16 protein-coding genes are annotated in these 18970 nt (G+C 44.7%); 4 read left to right on the forward strand and 12 right to left on the reverse strand.

The features are described from left to right. Positions 1–122: 122 nt before the first annotated feature. From KJB35_RS15590 to gap, 8 genes are all read right to left on the reverse strand, one after another. Positions 123–422 (reverse strand): ribbon-helix-helix domain-containing protein, encoded by a 300-nt coding sequence (locus tag KJB35_RS15590; RefSeq protein ID WP_005384938.1) that lies wholly within the window; start codon positions 420–422, stop codon positions 123–125. 136 nt (positions 423–558) lie between these two features. After that, positions 559–2136, reverse strand: coding sequence for an alkaline phosphatase (locus tag KJB35_RS15595; protein ID WP_005380687.1), 1578 nt, complete (start codon positions 2134–2136; stop codon positions 559–561). 398 nt (positions 2137–2534) lie between these two features. Continuing rightward, a complete protein-coding gene (locus KJB35_RS15600) occupies positions 2535–2894 on the reverse strand; it encodes a hypothetical protein (RefSeq protein WP_005380688.1) in 360 nt (119 codons plus the stop codon). 251 nt (positions 2895–3145) lie between these two features. Next, positions 3146–4093 carry a ChaN family lipoprotein gene (locus tag KJB35_RS15605; protein WP_042522507.1) on the reverse strand — a complete coding sequence of 316 codons (948 nt, stop codon included), beginning with the start codon at positions 4091–4093 and terminating at the stop codon, positions 3146–3148. Positions 4094–4191: 98 nt separating this feature from the next. Then, positions 4192–5019, reverse strand: coding sequence for a 23S rRNA (guanine(745)-N(1))-methyltransferase (gene rlmA, locus KJB35_RS15610; protein WP_005380691.1), 828 nt, complete (start codon positions 5017–5019; stop codon positions 4192–4194). Between the two features lie 96 nt (positions 5020–5115). Further along, positions 5116–7152 (reverse strand): methyl-accepting chemotaxis protein, encoded by a 2037-nt coding sequence (locus KJB35_RS15615; RefSeq protein ID WP_225491490.1) that lies wholly within the window; start codon positions 7150–7152, stop codon positions 5116–5118. Positions 7153–7349: 197 nt separating this feature from the next. Then, positions 7350–8234, reverse strand: a complete 885-nt coding sequence (locus KJB35_RS15620; RefSeq protein WP_005384929.1) for a D-hexose-6-phosphate mutarotase — start codon at positions 8232–8234, stop codon at positions 7350–7352. Between the two features lie 155 nt (positions 8235–8389). Next, positions 8390–9385 carry a type I glyceraldehyde-3-phosphate dehydrogenase gene (gap, locus tag KJB35_RS15625; RefSeq protein ID WP_005380697.1) on the reverse strand — a complete coding sequence of 332 codons (996 nt, stop codon included), beginning with the start codon at positions 9383–9385 and terminating at the stop codon, positions 8390–8392. 337 nt (positions 9386–9722) lie between these two features. On the opposite strand from gap, the gene msrB reads away from it, so the two are divergent. Beyond that, positions 9723–10130 (forward strand): peptide-methionine (R)-S-oxide reductase MsrB, encoded by a 408-nt coding sequence (msrB, locus tag KJB35_RS15630; protein WP_005380698.1) that lies wholly within the window; start codon positions 9723–9725, stop codon positions 10128–10130. Between the two features lie 117 nt (positions 10131–10247). On the opposite strand, the gene KJB35_RS15635 is transcribed toward msrB, so the two are convergent. Continuing rightward, complete coding sequence (locus KJB35_RS15635; protein ID WP_005384926.1) at positions 10248–11069, reverse strand: DUF2989 domain-containing protein; 822 nt, start codon at positions 11067–11069, stop codon at positions 10248–10250. 101 nt (positions 11070–11170) lie between these two features. Between KJB35_RS15635 and KJB35_RS15640 the strand changes: the two genes are divergently transcribed. Further along, the gene (locus KJB35_RS15640) at positions 11171–11455 is read left to right on the forward strand and encodes a YeaC family protein (RefSeq protein ID WP_005380700.1); all 285 of its coding nucleotides are present in this window, start codon (positions 11171–11173) and stop codon (positions 11453–11455) included. A gap of 95 nt (positions 11456–11550) precedes the next feature. Here KJB35_RS15640 and ansA read toward each other — a convergent pair whose 3' ends face one another. Beyond that, the gene (gene ansA, locus KJB35_RS15645) at positions 11551–12564 is read right to left on the reverse strand and encodes an asparaginase (protein WP_017635822.1); all 1014 of its coding nucleotides are present in this window, start codon (positions 12562–12564) and stop codon (positions 11551–11553) included. A 164-nt stretch (positions 12565–12728) separates the two neighbouring features. Continuing rightward, entirely contained in the window at positions 12729–14579 is a 1851-nt protein-coding gene (gene sppA, locus KJB35_RS15650; RefSeq protein ID WP_005380705.1) for a signal peptide peptidase SppA, read from the reverse strand. Between the two features lie 224 nt (positions 14580–14803). Between sppA and KJB35_RS15655 the strand changes: the two genes are divergently transcribed. Beyond that, positions 14804–16816, forward strand: a complete 2013-nt coding sequence (locus KJB35_RS15655) for an NADPH-dependent 2,4-dienoyl-CoA reductase (RefSeq protein ID WP_285358105.1) — start codon at positions 14804–14806, stop codon at positions 16814–16816. 60 nt (positions 16817–16876) lie between these two features. Here the strand turns inward: KJB35_RS15655 and KJB35_RS15660 are convergent, their stop codons facing one another. Beyond that, the gene (locus KJB35_RS15660; RefSeq protein WP_064376890.1) at positions 16877–18193 is read right to left on the reverse strand and encodes an MFS transporter; all 1317 of its coding nucleotides are present in this window, start codon (positions 18191–18193) and stop codon (positions 16877–16879) included. Positions 18194–18366: 173 nt separating this feature from the next. Here KJB35_RS15660 and KJB35_RS15665 point away from each other — a divergent pair, with 173 nt between their 5' ends. Next, complete coding sequence (locus tag KJB35_RS15665; RefSeq protein WP_005380711.1) at positions 18367–18915, forward strand: NAD(P)H nitroreductase; 549 nt, start codon at positions 18367–18369, stop codon at positions 18913–18915. The last annotated feature ends 55 nt before the right edge of the window (positions 18916–18970 follow it).

Here is an 18970-nt window from a genome sequence, read left to right on the forward strand (position 1 = left end):
CGCACAGGTTAGCGATTTCAAAAGGAGTCTGGGTAGTACTCTAGTACGACAAATTAGAAGATGCTCAAGGGTTTATAATACGGATGCATAGCCTAGGATGGTTATTGCTCGGTTGGTTGCTATTAACTGTTAAGTTGCGCAAGTGCTTGACGAGTGGTCTCTTGAGGTTGGCGGGCGTAAGTGAGGCAAGCGCATCGAAGTAAGGAGGCAAAGTTGTTCACTTCACCATTGTATTCGAGTGCTTCTTGATAAACAGTGCTTATGAATTTAGGAACCGTCATGTTTTGAGCACTAGCGATTTCCTCAAGAATTGTCCAAAAGCTCGCTTCAAGTTTTACACTGGTCGCGTGACCATCAATACGGATAGAGCGGGTGATGAACTGATAGTTGTCTTGGGGTTGCTTAGCAAAGATTTCGCACATTTTCTTTATTCATATAATTAAAGACCCATAATTATTGTGGTGTACGATTTAAAACGTCAACTGTTTTCATGCATAAAAAAACGCTCCCTTGCGAGAGCGTTGAAACATCACGAGTTGTGAAGTAAGTGCAAGTTGATTATTTAATTTGTTGCTTCAAGTACTCGCCTAGTTGCGAGTGGTGCATGATTTTTGATACCGGAAGGATAGTTTCTGCAGGTCCCCAAGCAAATACGTTGACAGGAGTATGCGTATGAGTACCCGTCCCCCATACTGTGTTTTGCTTTGTTGCATGCTCACGCGCTAGCAAGTTGCCACGGTCGTTGTAAGGAAAGAAAGCATCAAAGTCATTGATTGTCGGTACGTTCTCTTCGCTTAAGTATTTGTGTCCAGCGAGTCGGTATGGATTTGGTTTACTTGCTAATACGCGTTCTGCTTGCTCAGGCGTAATCGAAAAATCGCTATTTGCGTTCACGACTTCCGCAAACTTCTCTGGAGTTTGCTCTTTCTTATCAAGCGCTTGGAATTCACTGATCATGCCGTAGTAACTTTTCTTTTGGTTGTATAAACCATCGAGGATCTCGAACTGACCAAAGTTGAAGTTTGGCGCGTAATCCTGATTTTTGAATGCTTCGCCGTCGCGTTTTTGTGGTTTAGGCAAGTTTGCTGATGAGTAGCTAAAGCCAAAAGAGCCGGTTTCGTGGTCAGCAGTAACAATGATCAGGGTGTCATCACGGCCTTTTGCCCACTCATAAACTGAGTTTACCGCTTCATCGAATTTAAGCATTTCATGCAGCATCGTACCTGCATCGTTACTGTGGCCAGCCCAGTCAATTTGGCCGCCTTCAACCATCAAGAAAAAACCGTCTTTGTCTTTTGAAAGAATGTCGATTGCTTTGGTGGTCATTTCTTTCAGCGATGGCTGCGTGCGTTTTGGATCGTTTTTGCTTTGACTGTAGGCAATACCATCGTTCATGCCCGAGTAAGCAAAAAGTCCAAGTAATTTGTCACCTTTAGCTTGTGTGAGCATATCGCGGCTGAAAGCTAAGCTATAGCCTTGGTCTTGCGCTTCGGCAAGCAAGTTGCGTTCGTCTTTGCGTTTCGATTTTAGGTAGACATTACCTTGAGTGAGCTTTTCAAGTTGCTCGTATGTCTCTCCCTTGTCGTTTGTCGACTTTGGAATCCAATGACGAAGTCCACCAGACATCATCACGTCTACGCCTGTTTCGAGCATATCCGCCGCAATATTGTTTTCTAGGGAGCGATGTGGTTGATGAGCGGCAAATGCTGCTGGCGTTGCGTGGGTCATACGCGTATCAGAGACGAGCCCTGTCGCTTTACCTTTACTTTTGGCTTTTTCCAAAATAGTTTCGACATGGTTGCCTTGGCTATCAATGCCAATGACTTCAGAAGCGGTAGGGATTCCTGTCGCTAGCATCGTAGCTGAGCACGCAGAGTCGACGACAATTGCGTCTTCTGGATTGGTTAGTGATGATCCAATCACACCTTCTTGAGCGAGTTTGTATAACGCTGTGCTTTCGCCTTTGTAAACCGAGTTAGGTGCGTGTTTTGCGTAGGTCTCGAGTAAACCAACTTGTTGAGGACCCATGCCGTCGCCGATCATCAAAATGACGTTTTTGATTTCAGCTGAGAGTGCGTTGAAAGAGAGGGTAGATGCAGCCACTGCCGTAACGATTGGAGATACTAAGCGCTTCATTATATTTTCCTTGTTTATTGAAAGCGCAGGCATTAAAGCAATGATTTATGAAAGTTTTGTGTCGGTAATAAAAGTTTAACCAAATTGTCGTTTTTGTTTGGTTTTGCAGAAAAAATGAGTCGCTCTCTAACGTTCGTTAGTTTGGAAAGAAGAAAGCCCACAAACGTGGGCTTGGATTACGCTTAGGAGTTGAAAGCATGGACTAAAGTTATCCATTCAGTGCCTTCACAAGAAACCTAGTTTAGGGAGCAATAAACGAGCATGTATTATCGGGCCACAAGAGCGGTCGAATTCACTTACGTTTGCATCATATCGTTCTTTGGCTTATTAAATTATGGGCTGCAGTAAGTGTTTGGTTCAAATAGGATTTGTTGTCGTGACGATTATCAGACTGGTTATCAGACTAATGCCAGTATGATGCCACCAACGGTAAGTGCCGCAGAAAGGTATTGACCCGCAGAATATGAGCCATCCTCTTCTTTCTCGATTTTATCGGGGTGATCCATGCCAAGCGCACCATGTGTGAAAGATTCGACCTTTTCACCAACAGATTTATCTTCTGCTTCTATTTTTTTGCTGTCGTGCTCGATTTGTTGCAGAGCGGCAAGTAGCGCTTTGCCTTCGGTCGAAAGCGTCACCTTATTGTGTTCGACTTTCAGCGGCGAAGCACTAGTTTCTTCTTGTGCAATACTTGCTTGTTTAGAGGCGACAGATTGTTTGGCATAGCTATTAACAGAAGTGCTTCCTACTGGATTCATCGAATACTCCTTGGAACATCGACACTCGGTCACTGAGTGCGGGTAAAAAGCAGTTATATTTTTATCGGCGGCAAAGTTTATTTCTGAAGCTATTTGGATAAAAACAGGTCTGCTTTTGCCGCTTCTAGTTTCTATTGGTGATCATTAGCAAAAAATAGACCAGCAGGAAGCAGACCCTTGTCACTCGATGAACTCGGAGCGGTGTGATGATGCAACGCAACGGCAAGGTAGTAACTTAAATTGAAGAGCAGCTACTTACATTGAAGATCGTTATTGCGTTTAGTTAGATGTTGATATGCCGCCATGCGGTGAGCATCTTGTACATACCGTACTGGTGGTGCGAGAACCTCTAACTGATAGTCAGTATTATCAGAAAGCACGTTATCTGTTGGGCTAATTACAACCACTTTTAAGCTCGGGTTGCGGCTTAAGATTGATGCTGCCGTACCCAACCCTTGCTCGGTGTGAAACTTGCCTGCAACATGGACAACCTGAGCGCCTGGGTTGTCGTCTAGGTAGCTAACGATAGATTCCGCCATAGTTTCATCCCAAGTAACTTGAGCTGCAAACTGTTTTTCCGTCTGCTCTGGCTTACCGTGATGCATGGATGCCATGAACTTTTCTTTGTACGGACTACTACCAGTGTTGATGGCTTGTGCAATGAACATCCGCTGATCATCATCGAGCTTGTTAATGTAATCTAGCCCTTGTCGACCAATGCATCGGACAATGCTCTTTGGTGCATTTGCTGCAATGACCGGGAGATTTTTCTGCTTAGCAAACTCCACGAGAGGGCGATAGTCGCTTTCATAATTGGGCCAAGCGTTGGCTTGTTTCATTAAGTACTGTTCGCCGATCTCCCCACGTAGGTAAGCGTCAACAACAGGTTGTTTGTCGCGGGTAAATTGTTCCATAGATAACGCGAGTGAGCGGTCGTAGGACGTAAGTTGTTTGAGCATATCGGTTTGAAAGCGATGAACGCCGGCGTGTGTGTGCCATTCACCAATAAGAATGACATCTGCTTGTTGCAGCTCAATTGGCAGTTTGCTTAGAGCGATGTGCTCGCCAGAAGGGGTGTATAGTTGGTAGTCGTAAAAACTAGTGACTTCCGCTGAGGTTGCGTGAGAGTCGGTGTGCGTATATGAAGAGCAACCAGTAAGTAAGCCTGCAAAGAGCAAGCTCAAAGTAGAAAAGCGCATTGAAAAGCCTCCAAAAATGTCCGGATGATATTAATGGAGGCTGAGCAATGAATCAATATAAATGATAACTATTTGCGTTTGTTGTTTTTTTTGACTTATTAATTGAGTGTTTTTTTGCGATATACACGCAACATAAAATCAGCCTCACATTGGAAAAGTGTAGCGGATTTCAACTCTTCACGAAGAGCATCGGTTGCTTTCCATGCGAATGGCGTCATTTGCAATAAATCGATTGCGGCTCCGTTTTTCAAGTCCATAACATAGTTAAGATGCTGCTGGTGCTCTAATTCAAACCCTTCAATATGTTCTGGTTCTTCATTGTGAAGACGAACTTCTTGATAAATGCGCTCACGCAGTTGGTATAAGTGGCGGCTAGCAGGAGTAACCGTGACAACAACGCCGTCGTTTTTTACAACGCGCTGCAGCTCCTCAGCTTTACACGGGGCATAAATGCGCAAAATGGCATCTAAGGATTCATTTGCGAAGGGAAGTCGGTGACTAGAAGCCACACTAAAGTTGCAGTGCGTGTAACGCTTCGCCGCGTAACGAATGGCAACTTTGGAAATGTCTAAGCCATAAATCGTGGCATGGTTCGCTTGTGTTTCTATCGTCTTTTGTACTTGATCTGTGTAGTAACCTTCACCACAACCAATATCTAATAATTGATGGGTGCTCCCCTCAGTGTATGTTGCACACAGCTGCGCCACTTCTTGGCGCATTGGGTTGTAGTAATCTCCTTCAAGGAATCGACGACGAGCTTGCATCATCTCTTTGTTGTCACCAGGATCTTTAGAACGTTTGTGGTGCGCTGGCATCAAGTTAACGTAGCCTTCTTTTGCTAAGTCAAACTGATGATTGTTTTCGCACTTAAACGTTTTTTCATTTAACGCTAGAGCTTGGTGGCATAGAGGGCATTGATAGTTCATGACGATCTCGAACAGAAAGTAGGGCGGCAAATTCTATCAAAAAGCATGGTCTCAAGTGAAACAAAAAGAGCCGACTGGGTCGGCTCTTATTAAGTATTAGTGGAAGAAGTCGACTTGCTCTTTCAAGTTTCGTGCTTGTTGTTGAAGTTCAATGGCACTTTGCGAGGTTTTTGCGCTCGTGTTGCGGCTTTCTCGGTTAAGTTCACTGATAGAATGGGCATTTGCTGCAATTTCTTGTGAAACTTGAGCTTGTTCTTCTGAAGTCGCTGCAATGGTGTCGGCTTGAGAGGCTATCGACTGCACTTGTACTGCGATGGCTTCTAATGCTGTGCCCGCGTCTTGTGCTTTGTCCAAGACCTGGTTTGCACTGCGTTGGCTGTCTGTCATCATATTAACTGCATTATGAGTCGACCCTTTTAGTTTCTCGATAATTTCCACGACATCTTGAACTGAGCTTTGGGTTCGGTGCGCAAGTGTGCGCACTTCATCTGCTACAACTGCGAAGCCACGGCCTTGCTCACCTGCTCGTGCTGCTTCAATGGCGGCATTCAAGGCAAGTAAATTGGTTTGCTCAGCAATTTCATCAATCATTTTAGTGACGGTTTGAATACTCTCGCTATCGCGATTTACTTGCTCGATAGCCGTTGCTGATTGATCCAATTGATCGTTAAGTTGAGCAACGTCGATACATACGCCTTCAACAATCGCGAGACCAGACTGGCTATCGGTATTTGCTGAGCGTACGTTTTCCGCAATGCTTTCGACTTGTTGTGCGACAGATTGAGCGGAAGAGGCCATTTCTTCAATCGCTGTCACAACTTGCTCGACTTCTTGTTGTTGTCGGTCGGCTTGGGTCAAATTGCTATGTGCATCGTTGGCAACGCTGGTGGAGTTGCTCTCCACTAAGTCGCTTGTTGAACGGATCTTACCAACGAGCTCATTGAGCTGACTTGCCATACTGGCGACACCCGAGCTCAGGTTCGTAATTTCATTCTTTGATGCTTTACGAGACGCTGGAATGTTCAAGCTGACTTCGCCGCCCGCTAAGCGAGTCATGTATGAGTTTAGAGTCGTGAGAGGTTGTAAGCTGCGATTCAAGAAAAGCGTCAGTACAACAAAAGTAATGATTGCCGCTACCGAAGAAATGATGGCAATGAGTGTGAGAAGCGTGTCGCTACCTTTTGTAACTTCTTTGATAAACGTACCGCCTAGCAGTTTCCAATTCCAACCTGGAACCTCTGTGTAGACAAGATACTTTTCGCCTACGTTACCTTGGTACTCGAAAGGGTAGCGAATTAATCCACTAGATTGTTCGAAAATCTGACCAAAAGGCTTGTGACCATTGTAGTCGGTGACTTCTAGTATTGACGAATCTGAGCCGCTTTTTGCTGGATGAAGTAGGTATTTACCAAGATTGTTTTCGTCGTTATCAACGATAATGGTGTAACCAGTGTCGCCCCATTTTATCTCTGCGAGTGCATCGAACAAGGTTTGTGTCGCTTGGTCTACTGGTAAGCCAATAAACGATAGGCCTGCTACCTTTCCTGTCGCATCTTTGATTGGGGCATAGTAGGTAATGTAGCGCTCGCCATACAATTTAATTTGAGCGTAATACGGTTGTCCTGCTTTAAGTTGCTGATAACCAGGATGGTTGATGCCTAGCGTGGTTCCGACCGCTCGTTGACCTTGTGGATCTTTTAGGGAGGTGGACACCCGAATAAAGTCGTCACCCAATGGTGCGAATAGCGTTGCTATAGCGCCGGTATCACGTGTGAAACTGTCGACCAACTTGGTGTCATTAATTAAGCTTTCACTGTATTGAGTGATGTTTGGTACTTCATGTCCCATGAAGTCAACCGTGTAATTTTCGACATAGACACCGGCAAGGTAGCCATTGCGAAAAGTAGATTCGAGGACTTTAGCGGTGTGCAGGTAAGCATCGAATTGGCCAGCAATGGTTTTTGCCATTGATTCTACTTTAGATTGGTGTTCTTTCAGTGTGCTTTCCAATAGAACACCGGAAGCGTTGCGGTAAACAAGCGCTGCAATACTGCTGAAAGCAATGAATAGACACAAAGTGATCACCAGTTTCAACTGGAATCCGACACTTTGATTTCGGTATCTCTCTAACATAGACTAATTCCTGATATTTTTATTATTTATGAGTTTTGTATCGGTATGCTATCGGTTTATATGATCAATTTTTTTGATATTTATTAATGAAACCGTCAAAAGTGACCAGTAACCAATAAGTTAGTAAAGATAGGACCATCTAAGCAGAGCTTTTATTACAAAAAAGCCGGGTATCCCCGGCCTTTATATGGTGATTCTTACTGCGCTGAAATGACAGTGACAAGTTCATGTGTCTCACCTGGTTGGAGCGTTTGACCTTGCTCAATACTTGGTGCATGAACAGCAGACTCCACACACAACATGGTTTGATAACCATCGTCAGCCATGTCACCCATGCTTTGCGCACCTTCTGCCCAAGGGTTCCATAATACTGCTGAGTTGTGGCCTTGGTTGTGTACGCTTAGCGTACGATCCAATACCGGGTCTTTTACCAAAATTTTCGCTTCTGGTTGCGTGTAAACGCGATCAATGGTGTCAGTTAGTTGTAGAACATTACCACCTTGGCATACCGCATCAGCTTTCAAGCTATCAATGTACTCGGCACCCATGCCTGTCGTTTGTGCTTGCTTAATGTCTCCAACGTTTAGGTAAGTATGTAATGCGCCAGAGAAGGTCCAAGCCTCGTCATCGATGTTCATGACTTTGAGCGTCACTTTTAGCTCATCGCCCACTTCAATCACCAAACGAGCGTCAAACATATGGGGCCAAATATCGTGGATTTCTTCTGTCGGGAACAGAGCAAGTTCAACAATCACACCGTTATGGTTCTCACGATGTTCAACCAACTCCCATTCTGCGGTGCGGGCAAAGCCGTGAGCTGGAGCAGCAATACGCCCAAACCAAGGCCAACAAATCGGAATACCACCGCGAAGAGCAGCTTTACCATCGAAGACAGCTTTTTCGCTCATCCAGATCAGATCTTCTTGACCTTCAGGCGTGAACGACACGACATGACCACCGTGTAGCGAGATGCCTGCCGTTGCTTTGTCATGAATCACGCGGATGATTTTTATCTGATCAACTTCAACGATAGTGACGTTATCAGATAGCACCGTTAGGGCTGGGAGAGTTTTTAAATCCATGTATAGTTTCCTATCGCTGGGGAGAGCTTTTAGACGCGCTTCTCACATTAAATGCAACATCGAGCCTGCATTCTCTCAAATTCCAGATACAAAAAAGGCGACCCTAGAGCCGCCTTTTCTTTAACGAAGTTATTCGCTAATTGCTAACTTTCTAATTACTTAGAGATGTGAGCGATTAGGTCTAGAACTTTGTTTGAGTAACCGATTTCGTTGTCGTACCAAGATACAACTTTAACGAATTTGTCAGTTAGCGCGATACCAGCTTTAGCATCGAATACTGAAGTGCAAACTTCGCCGATGAAGTCTTGAGATACAACTGCATCTTCAGTGTAGCCTAGAACGCCTTTTAGTTCGCCTTCAGAAGCTTCTTTCATCGCTTTACAGATGTCTTCGTAAGAAGCACCGTTAACTAGGTTAACAGTTAGGTCAACTACAGAAACGTTAGCAGTTGGTACGCGGAAAGCCATACCAGTTAGTTTGCCGTTTACTTCTGGAAGTACAACGCCTACAGCTTTAGCAGCACCAGTTGAAGATGGGATGATGTTTTGAGAAGCACCACGACCACCGCGCCAGTCTTTAGCAGAAGGACCATCTACAGTTTTTTGAGTTGCTGTAGTTGCGTGAACTGTAGTCATAAGACCAGATTCGATACCGAACTTGTCGTTAAGAACTTTAGCGATAGGCGCTAGACAGTTAGTAGTACAAGAAGCGTTAGAAACGATGTCTTGACCAGCGTAAGTGTCGAAGTTTACGCCGTTAACGAACATTGGAGTAGCGTCTTTAGAAGGACCAGTTAGTACAACTTTTTTCGCGCCAGCAGTGATGTGCTTACGTGCAGTCTCGTCAGTTAGGAAAAGACCAGTTGCTTCAGCTACAACGTCAACACCGATTTCGTCCCATTTTAGGTCTTCAGGGTTGCGCTCTGCAGTAACACGTACAGTTTTACCGTTAACGATTAGGTTACCGCCTTCAACTTCAACAGTACCGTTGAAACGGCCGTGAGTTGAGTCATACTTAAGCATGTATGCCATGTAATCTACATCGATAAGGTCGTTAATACCTACTACTTCGATGTCGTTGCGCTCTTGCGCTGCACGGAATACGAAACGACCGATACGGCCAAAACCGTTAATACCTACTTTGATAGTCATTATAGTTGCTCCACAACTTAATTTCTGATTAAAGATAACTGGTAGTAAAATTACAGAATCCAGTAAACATCTGCAAGTGATAATCGGACTTAACTTGTTTAAAGTCAAAAAAAAGCGACGCTTTTTTTAACAATTCTTTGCAAATGTACGTTTTTTAAACTTTTCACTGATTCTTCTGTAGCCCAGTTGGCGTAATATAACTGGTGAGATAAGTGCTCTTATCAAATTAATTACGCATGGTGTCCTGGTGAGAAAGTATGTGCTACAACTGTTAAGAGAAGCAAGTTTTTTGCTAAAAAAGTCAATACCAAGAACAGTAAATAAGGAGCCGAAAGTCGTGGAACAAAGCGGGAAAAAAGTGACGAAGTCAGATGAACAGTGGCGTGAGCAACTGTCTGATGAAGAGTTCCGTGTTTGCCGAGAGCAAGGTACAGAGCCTCCTTTCAGCGGTAAGCTACTGCATAATAAGGAAACTGGTGTTTATGCTTGTACTTGTTGTAATGCCCCTCTCTTTGTCTCTGATAACAAGTATGACTCTGGCTGCGGATGGCCAAGTTTTGATGCGCCTATCAACGACCAAGCGGTGCGTTATTTAGAAGATCTAAGTCACGGAATGGTACGTACAGAGATTCGTTGTGCAACGTGTGATAGCCATCTAGGGCACGTTTTTGAAGATGGCCCACAGACCACAGGAGAGCGTTTTTGTGTTAATTCTGTGTCGTTAATTTTCAACAAATCAGAATAATAACGACAAAATTGTGCTCGAGATTGTTTTATCCTTTCAGGATGATTCATGCTCAACAGTGATCTGAGTGTCGCTCGACTTAAATAAAAACTCCCGCTCATTGCGGGAGTTTTTCGTTTATATCTCACTGGGTATCATTGCTGGGGAATAGATACCTTTCTCTATGGCTTTCGCCACCGATTCGGCTAATTCATCCAACTGCTTATATCGCTCTGGATGACTGAAATTGAACATACGTTGGAGCTGCTTTTCATCAGCAAGCGGTACGTCGAATCTCTTCGCGACCATTGCCCATAGATACGCTTGCTCTTTGTCTCCAAGCCCCTGATGAATACTTGCCATTGACTTGAGAATGACCGGATTGATGTTGTCTTCATCAGATAAAGACAACGCGTTATTAAGAAGCTCCAGGGTTTTCTTGGTATCTCGGTTGGTATAAAAAGTGGCTAATGCATATTGCATCTCAGCATTATTTAATTGGGGAGACCCTTCCATTTGTAAAAATGCGCGCCGAGCTTGAGTATCTCCCGTTTGAGACCATAAGAAATACAAAGTAGCCGGGTCTTCTGAGCCTTTTAACTCGTTTACGATGCGCTCTAGCTCATCAATACTGTGTACCAATGCATTAAAGCGTTGTCTTTTGAGAGCACTTTGATCAATAGGGGTGATCTGGGAGGCGAGTTCTAAGCATTTCCTATATTCAGCTACCAGACCGTATTCGATGATTTGGTTGGCCTCTGATGGGTTTTTCAATTGCTCAAACCGATGCCAAACCAAATTTGTTCTTGGAATTCGACATTGGCCGTCATCCATATTGAGCTGCTCGCAACGCAGCTCTGGTGTTTTTTGGCACAACTCTTCGGTTGTCACGTTACCTTCAAAACAGCCCGATAGCACAAAACATGCGAGGCTGAGAAGTAACCAGTTTGTTCTTTTCATGGCTTTGCTTGTGATCCGTTACACCAATTCATTTTCGTATTCTTGACTCAGTTTCTTAACCCGTTATGTTCTGTAAATAGAATGTAATAAGAAGGTACACTATGGACGCAGAACAACTATTACAAGCGATGACTCCAGAAGTTTATGATCGCTTAGTCTATGCAGTAGAAACGGGAAGATGGCCTGAGGGTACAACACTTTCTAAAGAGCAGCGAGATTCGTGTATGCAAGCTGTGATGTTGTATCAATCAAAACATAATACTGATGCGCAGCATATGACGGTTGCAGCCGGTGGTGAAATCAGTTTTAAATCAAAACAAGAGCTTAAAAAACAATTCAGCGGAGAAGAGAGCGATATTGTTCGTGTGAATCCGAACATTGATTAATCCTTACGCCTTATTTCTCAAAATTTTATTATTTTGATTTTGAAAGAAAAAAGCCCAAATTGTATTGGGCTTTTTAGATCGTAGAAAGCTTGAACTTACAGGCTCATTTCACCACGCAGTACTTGTTGCATTCTCTCTTTTACTTCTTCGTAAGAAAGGTTTTGGCTTAGAAGGTAGTGTAGTTTTGCCAGCGCCGCTTCGGGCGTCATGTCAAAGCCACTGATAACACCAGAGTCTGCGAGCGCACAACCTGTGGCATATCCGCCCATATTCACTTTACCCGCCAAACACTGAGTCAGGTTGACAACAATAACGCCGCGCTCAGAGGCTTCTTTCAGGTGACCAAGCAGCTCAGGGTTCTGAGGAGCATTGCCGACACCAAAAGTCAGAAGAATCATCGCATTCACGGGCTGACGAAGCGTGTTGCGGATAACTTCGTGTGAAATACCAGGGTACATGGTGATCACACCGATTGGTTGTGGCGTGATGTTGTGAACCTTAAACTCACCTTCTGGTTGTGCACCAACGGTTACGCTGTTGCTAACTTGAATATTGATCCCAGCTTCCAATAGTGGAGGAAGGTTTGGTGAAGTAAAGGCATTAAAACCGTCTGCATGAGATTTTGTGCTGCGGTTACCACGCATCAATTGATTATTGAAGAACAAAGTTACTTCGTTGATCGGGTAGTTTGCCGCAATATGTAGCGCGTTTAATAGGTTTGCTTGGCCGTCAGAACGCAGCTCTGCGAGAGGGATTTGTGAACCCGTTACAATCACTGGCTTACCAAGGTTTTCAAGCATGAAAGACAATGCGGACGCAGTGTACGCCATGGTGTCAGTACCATGTAGAATAACGAAACCATCGTATTTGTCATAGTTGTCACGAATATCATTCGCAATCTGCTGCCAGTCAGCAGGTGTCATATCTGATGAGTCAATCAGAGGGTCGTATTCGTGGATGGTGTAATCCGGCATTTCAGGACGATGGAATTCGGGCATGCTTGCTAATTGCTTTTCCATAAAGCCAGCAACAGGCACATAGCCGTGGTCGGATTTTTGCATTCCGATGGTACCACCGGTGTAAGCGATGTAGATGTGTTTTCTAGTCATCGTTTTTTCTTTCGTGTAGGGGAACAGAGGCGGGGATTATATACCTAAATAACCTTGAGATGCGAGGCTATACGCACAGCATCAGAAAGTCATCTGAGGAGATGCAAAGCCTAATAAAAAGGGCACTTCAAGTAGAAGTGCCCTTTGTAATATTGATGGAAAAACTACTGCACTTGGCAGTTCAAACAAAATGCGTATTGACCTTTAGGATCGTTGAAGCTTTGGAGCAAGCTTGCGTCTTGTTCGAATTGTTGAGCTACGGGTTGAAGACTTTTTGGTAGCAAGCTTGTTGCATCAATACCTAGAGAGACTTTCACCTGTTTCATAAACTCTTGCAGAAATAGTTCAGTAGGTGAAAGAGGCTCTTCTACCCAGTAAATGCCGTAATCGGTCACGTTCGCTAGTTTCGCCGCTAGCTCTACAGCATCATCAAAGTCACCCATTTGATCGACAAGACCAAAGGATAGTGCATCTTGGCCAGTCCAAACTCGACCTTGAGCAACCTTGTCAACTTCCTCTAGAGACATATCGCGATTCTCGCCAACTAGAGAAATAAAGCGCTTGTAACCGTGCTCGATACCTAATTGGAACACTTGAGACGCGCCCTCAGAAAGGCCAGTGGTAATACCGTCACCTGAGAACGGCGATGTGCCAACGCCATCAGTATTAATACCTAACTTGCTAAAGCCTTTTTCAAACGTGGTGATGACACTAAATATACCAATGGAGCCCGTCAGGGTTGTTGGCTGAGCAACGATTTTGTCTGCGCTCATTGAAATCCAATAACCACCAGAAGCGGCCAAACTCGACATGGATACAACAACCGGCTTACCTGCTTGCTTCAGAGCTTCTACTTCGTTACGAATCACTTCAGAAGCAAAGGCACTGCCTCCTGGACTATCTACTCGTAACACGACCGCTTTCACTTTTTCATCATTGCGTGCTTGACGCAGCAAGCTTGCGACCGTGTCACCACCAACAGTTCCGCGAGGTTGTTGACCGTCCATAATCGCGCCACTGGCTAGAACAACGGCGATGTCGTGCTGAGGTAGTGTGTAATCGGGACGAATCGTTGCAAGGTAGTCGTAGTAACCAATCGCGTTGTAGCTGTCTTTGCCGTCGCTACCAAACTGTTTTGCGAATAGAGTGCGAATGTCTTGGCGTGTCGCAAGTTCATCCACTAGCCCCAATTTGACTGCGAGCTGAGCAATATCGCCATTTACAGACTTCATCTCGTTAATCAGCTCATCCATGGTTGGATTAAGCACTTTCGCATCAATGTTTCGGTTTGTTGTTACGTCATCAACAAAAGCACTCCATAATTGAGTAACCCAACGTGTTGCTGACTCTTTCGCCGCATCGGACATGTCATCACGAATAAACGGTTCGATAGCGGATTTATAAGTACCTACGCGAAAAACATGAGTAGAAACGTCAAGCTTTTCAAGTAACGTTTTGTAGTACATTGAGTAAGCGCTGTAACCTTTAATCAATACACCACCATCAGGTGCCAGATAAACTTTATCGGCGTAACTTGCCAAGTAATATTGGCTTTGGTTGTAGAAATCACCTACGGCGTAAACGGGTTTGCCTGACGCTTTAAATTCGTTCAACGCTTTCGCGATGTAACGTAGTTTCGTGAGATTTGTTTCTGGCATGTCTCGCAGTGCTAGCACTAATCCAGATACTTTAGGATCGTCTTTCGCGTAGCGAATAGTATCAACGATATCGAAAAGGACGTTTTCTTTCGGTAGCTCATTACCCAAAAGGGAACCAGCAAAAGAGTCCATTGGGTTTACATAACGTCTTTGTTCGACAATTGGGCCTGAAAGGTTCATCACCAATGCCGATTCTTTTTCGACGACAGGTTGACCGTCTCCGGTATAAGTAAAGGCAAAGTAGAAAACGGCAATCATCAGCAAGAAAATTAGGTTTGCCAGTGCGAGTCTGATGAAAGTGATACTTTTCCATATCCCTTTAAATATCAAACCAATAAATTTGAAGAGTTTTTTCATCTTGTCTCCATAACGAGATAGTTACGCCGAGTCTAACAAAGTATGGGTTCTTATCTCTAAGATCTCAAAAGATAACATTTTTTTAGCTTATCACGACCACTCAACAATTGGCATATTTTCACACGAGATTGATCGGTGTTACAAAAATGTAAACGCTTGTTTGATTTTTTGGTTGAGCAGGCTTAATCTGGTCAGACCATGATAATAACAATGGATGTTAAGTGATGTCTGCCATGTACCCAAACCTATTAAAGCCACTGGATCTCGGTTTCACACAATTACGAAACCGAGTTCTGATGGGATCAATGCACACGGGCTTAGAAGAGCACAAAGAAGGATTACACAAGCTCGCTGCTTTTTATGAAGAACGCGCGAAAGGCGGTGTCGGACTGATTGTAACCGGAGGTTTTTCACCTAACTTACGCGGTCGTTTACACCCGTTGAGTGCTGAATTCAGCAAGCCAAAACATGCTAAAGCCCATAAAGTTGTGACAGAAGCGGTGCACAAGCACGGTAGTAAAATTGCGTTGCAAATTCTCCATGCTGGGCGTTATGCAATGCATCCATTCTCGCAAAGTGCATCTGGCATTAAAGCGCCGATTGCAAAGTTTGCTCCGAGTGAAATGAGCGACCGCCAGATAAAGAAAACCATCGACGCGTTTGCTAATAGTGCGGAGTTAGCACAGCTTGCTGGTTATGATGGCGTCGAGTTAATGGGCTCGGAAGGTTACTTGATAAACCAATTCTTATGTAAACGTACTAATATGCGTTACGACGAATGGGGTGGCAGCTATAAAAAACGTATGCGTTTTCCGCTAGAAATTGTTAAAGCGGTACGCAAGGCGGTGGGTGACAAGTTCATCATCATCTTCCGTCTTTCTATGCTGGATCTTGTCGAGCAGGGCAGCACTTTTGAAGACGTTATCGAATTGGCGAAAGCACTTGAAGAGGCTGGCGTCACGATTATTAATACGGGTATCGGTTGGCATGAGGCTCGAATTCCGACCATTGCGACTCAAGTACCACGCGGTGCGTTTACATGGGTTACGGAAAAAGTTAAACCTCACGTTTCGGTTCCTATTATCACTTGCAACCGTATAAATACGCCAGATGAAGCAGAACGCATTTTATCTTCCGGTCATGCCGACATGGTTTCGATGGCGCGCCCATTCTTGGCCGATCCTTACTTTGTTGCTAAAGCCGAACAGGAAAAAGCGCAGCTTATTAATACGTGTATTGGTTGTAATCAGGCGTGTCTAGATAACGTGTTTAAAGGTAAGCGCGCCAGTTGCTTAGTGAACCCTCTAGCGTGCTATGAAACCGAAATTGTTGTTGAACCAGCCTTTAAAAAGAAAAACATTGCAGTTGTTGGTGCTGGACCTGCGGGCTTGGCTTGTGCGACCACACTGGCTGAACGTGGCCATAAGGTTGATTTGTTCGAAAAGAACGACCGCATCGGTGGTCAGTTCCGTCTTGCGATGCAGATCCCTGGTAAGGAAGAGTTTCGGGAGACGATACGATATTTCGCTAACCGTATTGATGAAACAGGCGTGAATCTGCACTTATCGACGGAAGCGAACTATGACTTACTCACAGAATACGATGAGATAGTGATGGCATCGGGTGTTGAGCCACGTAAAGTCAATATTGATGGAATTGATAACCCAGAGAAAGTCGTCGACTATCAAACTCTCATTCGAGACAAAACGCCAGTCGGTGAGAAAGTGGCTATCGTTGGTGCTGGTGGCATTGGCGTAGATGTCGCGACCATGCTCACAGAGCCAGTTGGACAAACGTTGGATGACTGGTTGCATGAATGGGGAATCGACAAGGAGATGTCTCAGCCGGGTGGTTTATATCCTTACCCTGATGCGGTCAGCGATAAAGAAGTCTGGGTACTTCAGCGTCGTAAAGGTCGTGTAGGTAAAGGTCCGGGTAAAACGACAGGTTGGATCCATAAACGTACCCTTGAAAAACGGGGCGTACATTTAGTCGGTGGTGTGTCTTACGATAAAATTGATGATCAAGGTTTGCACATTCATGTAGACGGAAAAGAACAATTATTGAACGCGGACAAAGTCGTCATTTGTGCGGGGCAAGAGTCTGTTCGTCCATTTGAAGATAAATGGTCTGAACTCGGAGAGAAGATTCATATCATTGGCGGAGCTGACCATGCGGGTGAACTTGATGCTGTGCGTGCGATTCGTCAAGGTGTTAAATTGGCGGTAAAACTCTAGCTTTTTAATGTGTGTTTACCATGAAAGCTGCGCTTTGAGCGCAGCTTTTTTTGTATAGAACTAGTCACTGATATCTGGCAGTTGTTTGGCCATTACCACGCCAGCAAAAGTAATAAAAGAGAACACTAACACCACAGCTGAAAGGCTCAAGAAGTTCGACATAACACCAAGAGAGCTCATTAGAAGCAGCATTATCCCAACCACTGTGTTACTCACGGCTACATAGCTCGTCCGTTTGTCACCTTCTGCGATATCAACTAAATAGGTTTTTCGTCCGACTCGTATTCCGTCGTGGGCAATACAAACACAAAAGTAAAGCAGAGGAATCACGAATAGGAAGCTTTGGCTAGCGGTGACCCATGTATCGTAAACAAATAACACAACACCAAGTAGCGCGCTCATCATTGCGCCTATGACCATCACACTGCGGCTAGAGCGATCGGACATTCTTCCCCAGAAAGGACCTGACACAAAGGAGGCTAAGCCACTCGCAAACATAAAGAGAGCTAGCACCCAGAGCTGTCCACCCAGAGATTGCTGTGCCAGCACAACGTAGTACGGTGCACTCAGCGCAGAACATAAAAATAGTGTCCGCGTGATAACGAATCGACGAAAGGTCACGTCTGTCTTAAGTAACGCGAGTTGTTTAAATGCTTCGAGGACGCCATTTCGACCACCGTCTACCTCACCGGCATACTCATTAATTCGCGCATAGACGAATGCCGCGATGAGCCATATGACGCCCGCTAAGCCTAAACTCAGACCGTAAAAGCGCTCTGTCGGCTCTACGTCCCATAACCAGGCTAGTGCCAGAAGGCTCGCGAAAAGCAGCGTAACCAGGCCAGCAGCACTTGAAGACCAGCCGTTGACTTGACCTCGTTGGTTTTTAGGGATGGTTTTGCCCAATACATCTTTTGATGCGACGGAATTTAAACCGCGTGAGAGGCTGAAGATCACAAGACATGCAATTACACCATAACCCGCAGCAGCTCCTGTCAGAGTTAATGCGACCACTCCGATTGCAAATATGGAAAGAGCCTGCAAGATGCTGCCAATTACCCAGACCCATTTTCTTACTGGAATGCGTCGGATGTAGTGCGCGATGCTAAGTTGTGGGATAAGGGAACCTGATTCACGAATAGGAACGAGCCAACCAATTAAGTAAACCGGTGCCCCGAGACTTTGTAGTATCCACGGCAACGTGACTTTAGGATTGATTAACGCATCGCCGACTTTCGTTAAAAACTGAGCGAGAATTATTTTAAGAAAGTTGCCGGGAACTTGATGACAAGCTGATTCAGGAATCGCCTTACAGGCACGGGCATCTTCGTCATTAACGATCTTTTCGTAAATGCTGTTTTGTTTGTCCTTGTTCATCAACCTGCCTATGTTCAACTTATTCATTTCGCGAATAAATTAACATTAAACCCAGATTGATGTTAAGTGAAGCACGTTATCAAGCCCACAGAAAACCGGTTGTTATTCGCAGGAGCAGATTGTGCTAAAGTGGCGTAAACAAAATAACAACGATATTCAATAAGGATTCTTTCATGGACGCTCTCGATCTTTTGCTCAATCGCCGATCTATCGCGAAGTTATCCGCGCCTGCTCCAGAAGGTAAAGCACTTGAGAACATCATTCGTGCTGGCCTTCGTGCGCCTGACCATGCGGGATTAACCCCTTGGCGTTTCGTTATCGCACAGGGCGATGGTTTGAAAAAACTGTCAGATATATTGGTAAAAGCGGCAGAAGCTGAAAATAGTGATGAAGCGGTGGTCGAAAAGGTAAAGAATGCCCCATTTCGCGCACCAATGGTGATCACGGTGATTGCTAAAGTAACAGAACATGAGAAAGTACCAGCACTAGAGCAACACTTATCTGCGGGATGCGCTGTACAAGCGATGCAAATGGCAGCTGTAGCGCAAGGCTTTCAAGGGTTTTGGCGCTCAGGTAAGTGGATGTTCCATCCAGAAGTTCATCAAGCATTTGGTTTAGAGGGTGACGATGAGATTGTTGGTTTCTTGTACTTAGGCACGCCTGGTTGTACACCGATGAAAGTTCCTGAGCGTGACCTTTCTCAGTTTGTTGAATTCCTATAACTAAAAACTTAAATAAACTGACTGTTTATTTATACAGTTTTTCTTGATTTATTAG

Origin of the sequence: Vibrio sp. D431a (assembly GCF_030248655.1) — a bacterium.
Lineage (GTDB): Bacteria > Pseudomonadota > Gammaproteobacteria > Enterobacterales > Vibrionaceae > Vibrio > Vibrio alginolyticus.